This window comes from Buchnera aphidicola str. APS (Acyrthosiphon pisum) (assembly GCF_000009605.1).
GTDB lineage: Bacteria > Pseudomonadota > Gammaproteobacteria > Enterobacterales > Enterobacteriaceae > Buchnera > Buchnera aphidicola_I.
Genome location: NC_002528.1, coordinates 625,716 through 640,681, shown reverse-complemented (window position 1 = coordinate 640,681; position 14,966 = coordinate 625,716). Strand labels below are relative to the sequence as shown.

The 14,966-nt window shown below is 26.5% G+C and carries 12 protein-coding genes and 4 tRNA genes; 11 read left to right on the top strand and 5 right to left on the bottom strand.

Annotation, left to right across the window (positions count from 1 at the left end; translation table 11 throughout):
• Positions 1 to 240: 240 nt before the first annotated feature.
• Both BU_RS03155 and der read left to right on the top strand, forming a co-directional pair.
• Positions 241 to 822 (top strand): YfgM family protein, encoded by a 582-nt coding sequence (locus BU_RS03155; RefSeq protein WP_009874555.1) that lies wholly within the window; start codon positions 241 to 243, stop codon positions 820 to 822.
• Positions 823 to 914: 92 nt separating this feature from the next.
• Complete coding sequence (gene der, locus BU_RS03150) at positions 915 to 2,276, top strand: ribosome biogenesis GTPase Der (protein WP_009874554.1); 1,362 nt, start codon at positions 915 to 917, stop codon at positions 2,274 to 2,276.
• Here der and fdx read toward each other — a convergent pair.
• The 5 genes from fdx to BU_RS03125 form a co-directional block, all read right to left on the bottom strand.
• Positions 2,273 to 2,608 carry an ISC system 2Fe-2S type ferredoxin gene (fdx, locus tag BU_RS03145; RefSeq protein ID WP_009874553.1) on the bottom strand — a complete coding sequence of 112 codons (336 nt, stop codon included), beginning with the start codon at positions 2,606 to 2,608 and terminating at the stop codon, positions 2,273 to 2,275. The two genes, der and fdx, sit on opposite strands and share 4 nt — an antisense overlap.
• Positions 2,608 to 4,443, bottom strand: coding sequence for a Fe-S protein assembly chaperone HscA (gene hscA / locus BU_RS03140; RefSeq protein WP_009874552.1), 1,836 nt, complete (start codon positions 4,441 to 4,443; stop codon positions 2,608 to 2,610). Before hscA ends, fdx begins: the two co-directional genes overlap by 1 nt.
• Positions 4,444 to 4,454: 11 nt before the next feature.
• Complete coding sequence (gene hscB, locus BU_RS03135) at positions 4,455 to 4,979, bottom strand: Fe-S protein assembly co-chaperone HscB (RefSeq protein ID WP_010896182.1); 525 nt, start codon at positions 4,977 to 4,979, stop codon at positions 4,455 to 4,457.
• A gap of 94 nt (positions 4,980 to 5,073) precedes the next feature.
• Positions 5,074 to 5,457, bottom strand: a complete 384-nt coding sequence (gene iscU, locus BU_RS03130) for a Fe-S cluster assembly scaffold IscU (protein ID WP_009874550.1) — start codon at positions 5,455 to 5,457, stop codon at positions 5,074 to 5,076.
• A gap of 30 nt (positions 5,458 to 5,487) precedes the next feature.
• Positions 5,488 to 6,702, bottom strand: coding sequence for an IscS subfamily cysteine desulfurase (locus tag BU_RS03125; protein ID WP_009874549.1), 1,215 nt, complete (start codon positions 6,700 to 6,702; stop codon positions 5,488 to 5,490).
• A 170-nt stretch (positions 6,703 to 6,872) separates the two neighbouring features.
• Between BU_RS03125 and BU_RS03120 the strand changes: the two genes are divergently transcribed.
• The 9 genes from BU_RS03120 to BU_RS03080 all read left to right on the top strand — a co-directional run bounded on the left by BU_RS03120 (position 6,873) and on the right by BU_RS03080 (position 14,964).
• Positions 6,873 to 6,946 (top strand) — tRNA-Trp (locus tag BU_RS03120).
• Positions 6,947 to 7,188: 242 nt separating this feature from the next.
• Positions 7,189 to 9,042: a dihydroxy-acid dehydratase gene (gene ilvD / locus BU_RS03115; protein WP_009874548.1), complete on the top strand. Its 1,854-nt coding sequence runs from the start codon at positions 7,189 to 7,191 to the stop codon at positions 9,040 to 9,042.
• 44 nt (positions 9,043 to 9,086) lie between these two features.
• The gene (gene ilvC, locus BU_RS03110; protein WP_029585629.1) at positions 9,087 to 10,562 is read left to right on the top strand and encodes a ketol-acid reductoisomerase; all 1,476 of its coding nucleotides are present in this window, start codon (positions 9,087 to 9,089) and stop codon (positions 10,560 to 10,562) included.
• 69 nt (positions 10,563 to 10,631) lie between these two features.
• Positions 10,632 to 12,569, top strand: coding sequence for a DNA helicase Rep (gene rep / locus BU_RS03105; RefSeq protein ID WP_009874546.1), 1,938 nt, complete (start codon positions 10,632 to 10,634; stop codon positions 12,567 to 12,569).
• Positions 12,570 to 12,770: 201 nt separating this feature from the next.
• Positions 12,771 to 13,097 (top strand): thioredoxin TrxA, encoded by a 327-nt coding sequence (gene trxA, locus BU_RS03100; protein ID WP_009874545.1) that lies wholly within the window; start codon positions 12,771 to 12,773, stop codon positions 13,095 to 13,097.
• Between the two features lie 129 nt (positions 13,098 to 13,226).
• Positions 13,227 to 14,486: a transcription termination factor Rho gene (gene rho / locus BU_RS03095; protein WP_009874544.1), complete on the top strand. Its 1,260-nt coding sequence runs from the start codon at positions 13,227 to 13,229 to the stop codon at positions 14,484 to 14,486.
• A 186-nt stretch (positions 14,487 to 14,672) separates the two neighbouring features.
• Positions 14,673 to 14,746 (top strand) — tRNA-Arg (locus tag BU_RS03090).
• A gap of 29 nt (positions 14,747 to 14,775) precedes the next feature.
• Positions 14,776 to 14,851, top strand: a tRNA-His gene (locus BU_RS03085).
• Between the two features lie 36 nt (positions 14,852 to 14,887).
• Positions 14,888 to 14,964, top strand: a tRNA-Pro gene (locus tag BU_RS03080).
• The last annotated feature ends 2 nt before the right edge of the window (positions 14,965 to 14,966 follow it).

Genomic DNA, 14,966 nt, shown 5'->3' with positions numbered 1-14,966 from the left:
GTAGTCTGAAGCATTGATTATAAAAGAACTTATTCTATTAATTAACTGTGTACAATTAGTGATTTTCATACGGATAACTTTTTTATATGTTATTATTTTAGAGTTAATTAAACTGAATATTTGTAATATTAAAGACGCTTATTGCATTCATGGTGAAAAAAACATTTCTGATCACAAATTGAATTGCAAAATAACTACATTTTTAAATTAAAAAATCACCTGAACTTAATAGAGATAAAAATGCTTAATATATCGAAAAAAAATATTATTTTCTTTATTTTATTTTTTCTTATCATTAGTCTTATTTTATTTAATTGGAAGTATTTTTCTTTAGTTAATAAGGAAAATTTAGAATCATTAAAATATGAAAAAATTATAAAAAAAATAAACAAAAAAAAATCTAAAAATTTATATGAAGTAGAAAATTTTATCGTTCAAAATACTAGTATTTATGGGACTTTAACAGCTTTATCTTTAGCAAAAAAATATGTTGAATGTAATAATCTAGATAAGGCCTTGCTGCAATTAAATAATAGTTTAAAATATACCAAAGAAGAAAATTTAAAGAACCTTTTGAAAATAAACATAGCAAAAATACAAATACAAAAAAATGAAAACAATAAAGCAATGAATATTCTTGAGACAATTCAAAACCATAATTGGAAGAATATAATTGAACACATGAAAGGTGATATATTTATTAATATAAACAATAAAAAAGAAGCAATAAAATCTTGGAAAAAAAGTCTTTTTATTGAAGATTCTAATGCATCTAAAGAAATTATTAATATGAAACTTAATGAATTAAAAGAACAAAATTAATTTAATATAGAAAAAATAAATGCAAACATGAAAAATATTAAATTCATCTATAAAAAATAAAATTATCAAAAAAATAAAGGTGTGTATTAAACATGATACCTATCATTGTATTAATCGGTCGTACTAACGTAGGAAAATCCACTTTATTTAACGTCTTAACAAAAACTAGAGATGCATTGGTAGCTAATTACCCGGGTATTACTAGAGATAGACAATATGGATATTGCAAATTACAATCGAATAAAAAAATCATTTTAATTGACACGGCAGGTTTGGATATCAAATTAAACGAAATAGAAAAACAAGCACAGGCACAGACATTAATAGCTATAAAAGAAGCTCATTTAATTTTATTTTTAGTAAACGCTCGTGACGGATTAATGCCTCAAGAATACGAAATTTCTAAAAATATAAGAAAATATCAAAAAAAAACCATTCTAGTAATTAATAAAATAGATGGCATTAACGAAGCATCTAAAATTAATGAATTTTATTCTTTAGGATTTGAAAAAATCCAAAAAATTTCTGCTAGTCATAATCAAGGAATAAATACTCTTATAAACAGATACTTAATTCCTTGGATAAGTGAAAAATTTAAAAAAAAAATCACAGAAAATCTATATAAAGACACGGAATTAAAAAAAATAGCAATAAAAGTAGCTTTTATTGGTCGACCAAATGTTGGAAAATCTACTTTAATAAATGGAATATTAAAAGAAGAAAGAATGATTACGTCTAATACCCCTGGTACAACATTAGATAGTATATCAACACCTATTAAATATAATTACGAAAATTATACTTTAATTGATACTGCAGGAGCATCTAAAAAAAAGAAAAAAATTAATGATTTTCAAAGATTTTCAATCATTAAAACACTTCAAACTATTGAAAAATCAAATGTAATATTGTTAATAATAGATGCAAGTCTTCAAACATGTCATCAAGATTTATCATTAGCTGACTTTATTATTCATTCTGGAAAGGGAATTGTTGTAGTAGTAAATAAATGTGATCTATTTAATTCAGTAGAATTGAAAAAAATAAAAGAACTTATTAAAAGTAAATTAAAATTTCTTTATTTTTCAAAAATACACTTTATATCAGCATTATATAAAAAAGGGATATTTCAATTATTTAAATCTATCAAAGAATCTTATGAAGATTCTAAAAGAAAGATTAGCACATCAACGCTTATAAAAACCATGCATATAGCAATTAAAAAACATCAACCACCAATTATAAAAGGACGTCGAATAAAATTAAAATATGCACATTTGGGCAGTTCTAATCCACCTAAAATTATTATACATGGCAATCAAGTTAAATATTTATCTTTACCTTATAAACGATATTTGATAAATTTTTTCTACAAAACTCTTAAGATAAAAGGTACCCCCATTCAAATACAGTTTAAAGATAATGAAAATCCTTACGTTAAAAATAAAAATTAGTACTCTACAGTATAATTTAAATTATATAGAGGAATTTCTACCTCAATATCACTCTTTCCAATAACAGCTTGGCAACTCAAACGACTTTCAGATTGAAGACCCCAAGCTTTATCTAAAATATCATCTTCTTTTTCAGACCATCCTGAAAGAGAAAAAAATCCTTTTTTTATGATACAGTGACATGTACTACAAGCGCATGATTGTTCGCATGCGTGTTCTAATTTAATATTATTCCGTAATGCTACAGTTAATATTGTTTCTCCTGTTTGTGCTTCACATTCAATACTCTTGGGTAATAGAATTTTATGAGGTAAAAATAAAACTTTAGGCATTATATGTTCTCTTTTAAAATATTTTTAATGGAAGAGCAATCAATGGCATTTTTTAATTGTAACGAAAAAAAATTTTTACTTACTTCATCTAATTTTTGTAAATTATTTTTCATAGAAAAATAGTCATCTTCTTGTATAGATTTTTGTAGTTTTTCTTGTGTATATTTTATTTTTTTCAGTTCTTTTTTACTAATTAATTTTAAATGTTTTTTTAAAGATTTGTTTAAAATTTCTAAAGTACGAACACATTCGATTTTTTTTTCTTCTTTTACTCTAAAATAATAGTCATCTTTTGAATGTTTTAATGAATCTTTCAATATTTGAGAAATATTTAAATTTTTTAATGTAATATTATTATCAATAATAATTTTTTTTTCTTTACTGCTATAATTTTCTAAAATCTTTACATGGATTAGTCCATCTGTATCAACTTGAAATGTAACTAAAATTCTTACTAATCCAGCTTTTTGTGGTTTAATATCTCTTAAAACAAAACGAGACAATGAAATACAGTCTTTTACTAATTCTCTTTCTCCTTGTACAATATGTATAAGAATCGATGTTTGATTATCTTTATAAGTAGTAAACTCTTTCGTTTTTGAAATAGGAAGTGAAGTATTTCGAAAAATAATTTTTTCAACAAACCCCCCCATAACTTCAATACCTAATGAAAGCGGCATTACATCTAACAATATAACTTTATTTTTAGTATTATTTTTGCTACTAAAAAGCATATCAACATGCATAGCAGCACCTATTGCCACAACTTGATCGGGATTAATCGATTTCAATAGATCTTTCTTGAAAAATTTTGAAACTTCCGTATGAACTAGTGGGATACGAGTAGACCCTCCTACCATGATCACCTCTTTAATTTGTTCAACTGATAAATTGATTTCTTCAAGAAGATCAGAGCAAATGAATAAAGTTTTTTTTATAAAATCAATGATAATTAAATTAAATTCTTCACGAGTAATGTAACCTTTCCAATCAAAAAAATGAACTTCAACTTTTTCATATTTTGTTAATTTTAATTTTGTTGACTTTGCAATTTGAAGCAAAGAAGTTTGGAAAAAATCATTGCATCTATTTTGTAAATTTGATTTTTTATAGATATTCTTTGCTAAAGCATCATCAAAATCATCACCACCTAGATTAGAATCTCCACTAGTAGCTAATACTTCAAATATTCCCTTATTTAAATTTAATATAGATACATCAAAAGTACCACCACCTAAGTCATATACAAGAACGATTCCTTTTTTTAGTTTTTGCAAACCATATGCTACAGCTGCTGCAGTAGGTTCATTTAATAATCTTATTAAATTTATTCCGGATAAAACAGCGGCTTTTTTGGTTTCTTTTTTTTGAAAATCATTAAAATATGCAGGAACTGTAATAACACTTGCATCTATTTCTTGATTAAATAATAAAACCGCTCTTTTTTTTAATTTTTTTAATATATGACTAGAAACATCAATAGGAGTAATATTACCAAAATTTGTACGAAAAAAAATTCCTTCATGGATGTCTTTTTCTATTAAATATGGAAGGATAGGAAATTTTTTTTTAACAAAATTAATAGAACGACCTAATAAACGTTTAACAGAACTAATCGTATTAGTAGGATCTTCAGTAATATTTTCTAGGGCTTTCCAACCAACTGATATTTTATTTTTCTTATAATGAACAACTGATGGTAATAAATAACGTTTTTTTTTATCTAGCAATAAAATCACACTTTTTTCTCGTACTGTAGCAGCCAAAGAATAAGTCGTACCTAAATCAATACCTAATAATAATTTTTTATCGTGTTTTTTTTTAAAAAAAATCATATAAAAATATCCTAATTTATTTGGCTTAAATATATATTGTATTCTTTTTTCAAAACGTCTTTTATTTTTTCAAAAAAAAGTAATTCTGAAATTATTTTAATGACTTTTTTATATCTTGTTTTTTCAAACTCTAATTCTATTTTTTTTTTGCAATATATAATTTTTTTTTGTATTATTTGTTCGAGATTGTTCAATTCTTTTTTATTAAAATTATTCTCTTTTAAATTATCTAATTGTTCATATAAAGAAAAATATCTAATTAAAAAATCATTATTTTTTAATAAAAGAGTTTCTTTTTTTACTTCATAACCATTTAGACAAAGAAAATATATTGCTCGATTTAAAAAATTCTTTAAGGTTTTATAACCTTTATTAATTTGTATTGATTTTTCTAGAATTATTTTTTTTTTAGATTCAGAATCATTTATAAATAAATCTGGATGAAATTTTAATTGTAGTTTGTAAAAATTTTGAGAAAGTAATTTTTTGTCAATGTTAAATTTTCTAGGCAAATCAAATAAAGTAAAATAATTCATAAGTCACCTAAATCAAATTCAATAATATAAGGTGTAAAAATAAAATATAATATGTTGAAAGAAAATATTCTTTCAACACCAAATAATTATAAAGTTAATTTATTTTTTTTCTCTTATAATCAGAAATAGCTGCTTTAATTGCATCTTCTGCTAAAATAGAACAGTGAATTTTTACTGGAGGTAGATCTAATTCTTCAACTATAGTAGTATTTTTGATTGATTCGGCTTCTTCTATAGATTTGCCCTTTACCCATTCAGTAACTAATGAACTTGATGCTATAGCAGAACCACAACCATATGTTTTAAAACAAGCATCTTCAATAATACCTTTTTCATTAACTTTTATTTGTAATTTCATTACATCACCACAAGCAGGCGCACCTACTAACCCACTACCTACATTAAGATCAGTACTAGAAAAAGATCCCACATTACGTGGATTTTCATAATGATCCATTACTTTTTTACTATAAGCCATTGTTAAATTACCTTGTATTAATTATTTTGTCTAAACATGATCCCATTCAATACTATTTAAATCAACTCCTGATTTAAACATTTCCCATAAAGGAGAAAGTTCACGTAATCTATGAATAGATTTGTGAACTAACTTTATTGCATGTATAATCTCTTTTTCTGTAGTAAACCTTCCAATAGAAAAACGAATTGAACTATGAGCTAATTCATCTCTAATTCCTAAAGATTTTAGAACATAAGAGGGTTCTAAGCTAGCAGAAGTACAAGCAGAACCGGAAGAAATAGCCAAATCTTTAAGAGCCATAATCAATGATTCACCTTCAACATAATTAAAACTAACATTCAATATATGAGGTGCACCTTGTTGTAAATCACTATTCAAATATACCTCTTCAATATTTTTAATGCCATTCCAAAGAATATTTTTTAATTTTGTTAAATGAATAAAATCGTCATGTATTTTTCTTTTAGCCAATACAAATGATTCGCCCATGCCTACAATTTGATGAACCGGTAAAGTTCCTGAACGCATCCCTCTTTCATGACCGCCTCCATGTATTAAAGATAATAATCGTACACGTGGTTTTCGACGAACATATAAGCCACCAATTCCCTTTGGCCCATAAATTTTATGTGCAGAAAAAGACATTAAATCTATAGGTATTTTTTTTAGATCAATTGGTATTTTACCTACACTTTGAGTTGCGTCTACATGAAAAAAAACACCATGATTTCGACAGATTTGCGATATACTATTAATGTCTTGTATAATACCAATTTCATTATTTACGTGCATTATAGAAACTAGAATAGTGTCTTTCTTTATGTTTTTTTTTAAATTATTTAAATCAATAATACCATTATTTTTGGGTGTAAGATAAGTTACAGTAAATCCTTTATTTTCCAAATACCTGCAGGTATCTAAAACAGATTTATGTTCTGTTTTACTAGTAACAATATGCTTTCCTTTATTCTGGTGAAAGCTAGCTATACCTTTTATAGCTAAATTATTAGATTCAGTGGCACCGGAAGTAAAAACAATTTCACGTGAATCTGCTCCAATTAATTCAGATATTTGATTGCGTGCAATATCAACAACTTCTTCCGCCTTCCAACCAAATTTATGAGAACGTGATGCTGAATTTCCAAATACTCCATCGATTGTTAAATAATTCATCATCTTTTTTGCAACTTCAAACTCTACTGGTGTAGTTGCTGCGTAATCTAAATAAATAGGAGTTTTCATAATAAAAATTTACCTTTCAATAATATTTTAAAAGATATATTCTAACATTTTAATAAAATTTTAGTTCTAAAAATTACTAAAATTTAATTTTTTTAGAAATTTTAAAATACACACTAGACTTTTATTTATATTAATAATATAATCATAATTGATAATAATTTATAATTATTAGGGGTGTAGTTCAATTTGGTAGAGCATCGGTCTCCAAAACCGAAAGTTGTAGGTTCAAATCCTTCCACCCCTGAAAAAATTCACCAATTGAAAATTTTTTAATAATCATTATTATTACAAAATAAATCAATATCACTATTATATAAATAATATAATTCCTACTTCTTCTTAATGCTAATTTCTAAAAAAATATATATTTCCAATAAAAATTTTCTATTACAATAAAAATAAAAAATTTATTCAAATACAAACTTTTTATAATATCATTCATATTAAATAGTTTTTGTAAAATTTTTATTTTTGGAGTTCTCTAAAATGCCTAAATATCGTTCTTTCACAACTACTCAGGGTAGAAATATGTCTGGAGCAAGATCACTATGGCGTGCTACAGGTATGACTGAGAAAGATTTTACAAAACCAATTATTGCAGTAGTAAATTCGTTTTCTCAATTTGTTCCAGGACATATTCACTTACAGGAAGTTGGTAAACTTATTTGCGGGGAAATTCAAAAATCAGGCGGAGTTGCAAAAGAATTTAATACTATTGCAATAGATGATGGAATAGCTATGGGACACTCTGGAATGTTATATTCCTTGCCATCACGTGAATTAATTGCTGATTCTATAGAATATGTAGTTAATGCACATTGTGCTGATGCAATGATTTGTATTTCAAATTGTGATAAAATAACACCCGGGATGCTAATGGCGTCTTTGCGTTTAAATATACCATCAGTTTTTATTTCTGGTGGACCAATGGAAGCTGGTAAAATACAAAAAAATAATAAAACAATAAAAATTGATTTAGTTGATGCTATTATTAATGGAGGAAAATCTCATATATCAGATGATTTTATCAAAGATATTGAGGCTTCAGCTTGTCCTACATGCGGATCGTGTTCAGGTATGTTCACAGCTAATTCTATGAATTGCTTAACAGAAGCAATAGGTTTGGCTCTACCTGGAAACGGCACACTATTAGCTACTCATATTGATCGCAAAAATTTATTTATCAAATCAGCTCAAATTATAGTAAAAATTACCGAAGATTACTATAAAAAAAATAATACAAATGTTTTACCAAGAAATATTGCTAATAAAGAGTCTTTCGAAAATGCAATGATGTTGGACATTGCAATGGGAGGTTCAACTAACACTATTCTTCATTTATTAGCAGCAGCTCAAGAAGCAAAAGTTGACTTTAAAATGTCTAATATCAATAAGTTATCTAAAAAGATACCTCATATCTGTAAAGTTGCACCAAGTACTTCACTTTATCATGTAGAAGATGTTCATCGTGCAGGAGGTGTTATGGGTATTCTAGGAGAATTGAATCGTTTTAATTTGCTTCATAAAAATACAAGAAACATACTACAATTAAATTTAGAAGAAACATTAGATGAATACGATATTTTTTCTACAAATAATCCTGATGTTATAAATATGTTTCAAGCAGGACCTGGTGGTATTCGTACAACAAAAGCATATTCTCAGAATTTTAGATGGACAAGATTAGATTATGATCGAAAAAACGGTTGTATTCGATCTTGTAAACATGCTTACAGTCAAGATGGAGGGTTAGCTATTTTATATGGAAATTTAGCGAAAAATGGCTGTATAATTAAAACTGCTGGAATAGATGCAAAGAATTATATTTTTTCTGGAGTTGCTAAAGTATATGAAAGTCAAGAAGAAGCAGCCAGTAGTATTTTAAATGGTGAAATAATTTCAGGTGATATTATTGTCATTCGTTACGAAGGTCCGAAAGGGGGACCAGGAATGCAAGAAATGTTATATCCAACTACATATTTAAAATCTATGAATTTAGATAAAACATGTGCATTAATTACTGATGGTAGATTTTCCGGAGGTACATCAGGTATTTCTATAGGACACATTTCACCTGAAGCTGCAAATAAAGGAATAATTGCCTTGGTAAAAAATGGTGATATTATTAATATAAATATTCCTGAAAGAACCATCCATTTAAACATAACAGAAAAAGAACTCTCTCATCGTATTCTTCAAGAAGAATCAAAGGGACCTTTATCTTATAAACCCCATAGTCGTAAAAGATATATTTCTTCTGCTTTAAAAGCATATGCTTTCTTTTCAACTAGTGCTGATCAAGGAGCAGTTAGAGATTACAAAAAAATATCTAATATTTAATATATTACTAGTTTAAAATATATTTTTAAAACATAGGAATTTTTATTATGAATTATTTTAATACACTAAATTTTACTCAAAAAATTAATCAAATAAATAAATGTCGTTTCATGAAAAAAGAAGAATTTAACAAAAAAAATGATATATTAAAAAATAAGAATATAGTTATTGTTGGTTGTGGTGCTCAAGGTTTAAATCAAGGACTAAATATGAGAGACGCTGGATTAAATATTTCCTATGCGTTAAAAAAAAATAGTATTGCCAATAAAAATCAATCTTGGATTAATGCTATTGAGAATAATTTTAAAGTAGACGACTATGATGCATTAATACCCGATGCTGATTTAGTAATTAATTTAACTCCGGATAAACAACATCATAGTGTCATTAAAAAATTACAAAAATTAATGAAAAAAAACGCTGTTTTAGGATATTCTCATGGTTTTAATATTGTAGAATTTGGAGAAAAAATACGAAAAGATATCACTGTTATTATGGTAGCGCCAAAATGTCCAGGAACAGAAGTACGAGAAGAATATAAAAGAGGATTTGGAGTACCCACATTAATTGCCGTTCACCATGAAAACGATATTAATAAAATAGGATTAGAAGTTGCAAAAGCTTGGGCTTTTTCTACTGGAGGGCATCGCGCAGGTGTGCTCGAATCGTCATTTATAGCTGAAGTAAAATCAGATTTAATGGGTGAACAAACAATTTTATGTGGTATGCTTCAAACAGCATCATTATTATGCTATGAAAAGTTGATTACAGAAAAATGTAATCCAGCATATTCGGCAAAATTAATACAAAATGGATGGGAAACTATTACGGAGTCTCTTAAACATGGAGGTATCACCTTAATGATGGATAGATTATCTAATTCCTCAAAAATAAGAGCCTATAAACTTTCTAAAGAAATTAAAAAAATACTATCTCCACTCTTTCAAAAACACATGGATGATATTATTTCTGGAGAATTTTCTAATGAAATGATGAAAGATTGGGAAAATCAGGATTTAAAGTTATTGAATTGGCGATATAAAACTAAAAATACATCTTTTGAAACTGCTCCTGTTTATAATGAAAAAATACCAGAACAAGAATATTATGATCACGGTATACTCATGATCGCAATATTAAAATCTGGTATCGAATTATCTTTTGAAAAAATGATTGAAACGGGTATCAAAGAAGAATCAGCTTATTATGAATCCTTACATGAACTTCCATTGATTGCCAATACTATTGCAAGAAAAAAATTATATGAGATGAATAAAGTTATTTCAGATACTGCTGAATATGGTAGCTATCTTTTTTCTGAATCTGCATATCCTATTTTAAAAGAATTTATATCTACTCTCAACAAAAGTGATCTTGGTTGCGCATTATCTCATCAATCAGTAAATAATATTGAACTTTATAGGATAAATCAAAAAATACAGAATCATCCTATAGAAATTATCGGATGCACATTAAGAAACTATATGAAAAAAATGAAAGCAATAACAGTTGCAAAATAAAAATTAAAATATATAAGTTTCTATTTATAAATTAAACAATACAATTCATCTATTAAATATTAATATTTTATGTCTCTAAATTTTTCTCAAAAAAATGCTGTTGAACTCACTAATGGGCCCTGTCTAATACTAGCAGGGGCCGGTTCTGGAAAAACAAAAGTTATTATTAATAAAATTATTTATTTAATTAATCATTGCCAATATGAACCTGATAATATTGCCGCAGTAACTTTTACTAATAAAGCTGCCTATGAAATGAGAATACGTCTTTCGAAATATTTAAATATTCCAGAAATAAAAAAAATAATTATTTCTACTTTTCACTCATTAGGACTTGAAATTATTAAAAAAGAAATTGATGCGTTAGAATTAAACAACAATTTCACTTTATTAGATGAAAAAGATCAAATACTTTTATTAAAAAAAATATGTAAAAAAGAAATCAAAAACAATATTCAATTATTAAAAAAATTAAATTTTATGATTTCTTATTGGAAAAATAAATTTCTTACTCCTTTACAAGTTCAATTATTAGCAAAATCTAGTCAAGAAAAAGATTTTGCATATGTTTATGAACAATATACTAATTATCTTTATAAAGCTAATATATTAGATTTCGATGATTTGATTTGCATGCCAACATTATTATTAAAAAACAACAAAAAAATAAAAATACGTTGGCAAAAAAAGATCTCTTATTTATTAGTGGATGAATATCAAGACACAAACAATAGTCAATACGAACTTATTAAAATGCTTGCTAATAAAAATTCTGATTTTACTTTAGTCGGTGATGATGATCAGTCTATTTATTCATGGAGAGGAGCAAATCCTCAAAATATTTTTTTATTAAAAAAAGATTTTCCTAATTTAAAAATTATCAAAATGGAACATAATTATCGATCTTCAGGAAGAATATTAAAAGCTGCGAATAGTCTTATTGCAAATAATATACATTATTTAGAAAAAAAACTATTTTCACAACTTAAATATGGAAATTTAATAAAAGTATTAATAGGTAAAAATGAAGAAAATGAAGCTCAAAAAATAGTTAAAAAAATTATATCTCAATATGCTAAAAAAAAAATAAAATACCGAGATTTTGCTATTTTATATCGTGGAAATTATCAATCTAGAATTCTTGAAAAAGCTTTAATAAAAGAAAATATACCATATAATATTTCTGAAAAATCCTCATTTTTTTCACGTCCTGAAATCAAAGATTTATTAAGTTATCTTCGTGTTGTTATTAATCGAGACGACAATCACGCATTTATGAGAATTGTAAATATCCCTTCACGTCAAATAGGAAAAACAACATTAAAAAAATTAGAAGAATGGGCTAATAAAAAACATGTAAGTCTTTTTCAAGCTAGTAATAATATAGAAATAAAAAAATTTTTAAATGAAAATACTATAAAAAAAATTAAAAATTTTATCTCTAAAATAGAAAAATTCACTGCGTGGTCTTGTTTGAAACCATCTAATATTATAGATGATATTGTTGATGATCTTGAGTATGAAAAATGGTTATCTAAATTTTTAAAAGATCCTAATAAAATTAAAAATAGTATAAATAATGTTCATACATTATCACAATGGTTTAAAAATATGATTAAAGGAGATGATTTTGAAAAACCAATGACTTTATTTCAAATTGTTACACGGATGACAATCCGTGATATTTTAGATGATAATATTATAAAAGAACAACAAGATCGAGTACAATTAATGACTTTACATGCTTCTAAAGGATTGGAATTTCCTGCAGTATTTATCATTGGCATGTGTGAGGGAATTTTACCTAATCAAAAAAGTATCGATAATGATAATATCGAAGAAGAACGAAGATTAACTTATGTTGGAATTACTCGAGCAAAAAAACAATTGTTTTTTACTTATTGTTACAAACGCACTCAATATGGTCAAATTTTAGATATGCTTCCTAGTAGATTTTTATTTGAACTACCTCAAGAAGATTTAAAATGGGAGAAAAAAATTTTTTAGATTCATCTAAAAAAAAGAAGATATAAAATTGAAAATATATAATTTAAAACAAATATTAAAAAAATAATTTTAAATAAAATTTTTTTAAATTTAGTTTTAAAAAATTATTAAAAATGATATTATCTTGGAATACACTTTTAAATTACAAAAATTTAAATTTTATTTATTTAACATTTCTTACGATCGAGCAAATACATTAAAATGAATAAAATAATCGAACTAACTGACCAAAATTTTGAAGAACAAGTTTTAAACTCAAAAAGTTTTTTTTTAGTTGATTTTTGGGCTCAATGGTGCAATCCTTGTAAAATTTTAGCGCCTATTTTAGAAGAAATATCAAAAGAATATTCTAATAAAGTTATTGTTGGAAAATTAAATATTGAAGAGAATCCAAATACTGCTCCAGTATATTCTATTAGAAGTATCCCCACACTATTGTTATTTAATAATAGCGAAGTACTTGCAACTAAAGTAGGTGCAGTTTCCAAACTAGAACTTAAAGAATTTTTAGATGAAAATATTAACTGAAAATCATTGAAATCAGTTAATTAGATACATCAAAAATTTCATTTTATTTAAAATTTTTCAATAAATTTTAAAATTATATCATAATTTTTATTTTGAGATATACCCCGATTTTACTAAGAACCCACCATTATGAATCTTACCGCACTTAAAAATATGCCAGTGTCTGAATTAATTACTCTTGGTGAAAAAATGGGGTTGGAAAATTTAGCGCGTATGCGTAAACAAGATATTATTTTTGCCATCCTTAAACAACATGCAAAAAGTGGAGAAGATATATTTGGCGACGGTGTTTTAGAAATACTACAAGATGGATTTGGCTTTCTACGTTCTGCAGATAGCTCTTATTTAGCTGGTCCTGATGATATTTATGTTTCACCGAGTCAGATTCGTAGATTTAATCTACGTACAGGTGATACTATTGCTGGAAAAATAAGACCCCCTAAAGAAGGCGAAAGATATTTTGCTCTACTTAAAGTAAACGAAGTAAATTATGATAAACCTGAAAATGCAAGAAGCAAAATATTATTTGAAAATTTAACACCATTACATGCCAATTCTAGACTACGAATGGAACGTGGAAACGGATCAACCGAAGATTTAACCGCAAGAGTATTAGATTTAGCATCACCAATCGGACGTGGACAAAGAGGATTAATTGTAGCTCCGCCAAAGGCAGGAAAAACAATATTACTGCAAAATATAGCACAAAGTATTGCTTATAATCATCCAGATTGCGTTTTAATGGTATTATTGATTGATGAAAGACCAGAAGAAGTTACTGAAATGCAAAGATTAGTTAAAGGAGAAGTAGTTGCCTCTACTTTTGACGAACCTGCATCAAGACATGTTCAAGTGGCTGAAATGGTTATTGAAAAAGCAAAAAGATTAGTAGAACATAAAAAAGATGTAATAATTTTACTTGATTCTATTACTCGTTTAGCAAGAGCCTATAATACAGTAGTACCTGCATCAGGAAAAGTATTAACTGGAGGAGTAGATGCAAATGCTTTACATAGACCCAAGCGATTTTTTGGTGCTGCGCGTAATGTGGAAGAAGGAGGAAGTTTGACAATCATTGCAACTGCATTAGTTGATACTGGTTCTAAAATGGATGAGGTAATATACGAAGAGTTTAAAGGAACAGGCAATATGGAGCTTCCATTATCTAGGAAAATTGCAGAAAAGCGTGTTTTTCCAGCTATTGATTATAATCGATCTGGTACTAGAAAAGAAGAATTATTAACTTTGCCAGATGAACTACAAAAAATGTGGATTTTAAGAAAAATTATTCATCCTATGAGTGAAATAGATGCAATGGAATTTTTGCTTAATAAACTTGCAATGACCAAAACAAATGATGAATTTTTTGATATGATGAAACGCTCTTAAATTTTAAAAAATTTTCATATTTATATCTAATAAAAAATAATTTATTTTTTTAAGAAATATTTTATTTTAAAAAAATAAAGTGTTTCATAATAAAATGATGAATAATATTTATTATATATAAATTTCCTAAAAAAAGCTGGACAATTAGGATTATTAATTTTAAAATCTAATTTGTTTCATATTGATGCGCTCGTAGCTCAGTTGGATAGAGCGCTACCCTCCGAAGGTAGAGGTATCAGGTTCAAATCCTGTCGAGCGCATTTTTTATAAAAAAATTTTTAAATTATTGGTGGCTATAGCTCAGTTGGTAGAGTGCTGGATTGTGATTCCAGTGGTCATGGGTTCAAGTCCCATTAGCCACCCCAAAAAAAATAAGAAAATTATATTTTTTTATTTGAAAACGGCGAATAGCGCAGCTTGGTAGCGCAACTGGTTTGGGACCAGTAGGTCAGAGGTTCAAATCCTCTTTCGCCGACCAAA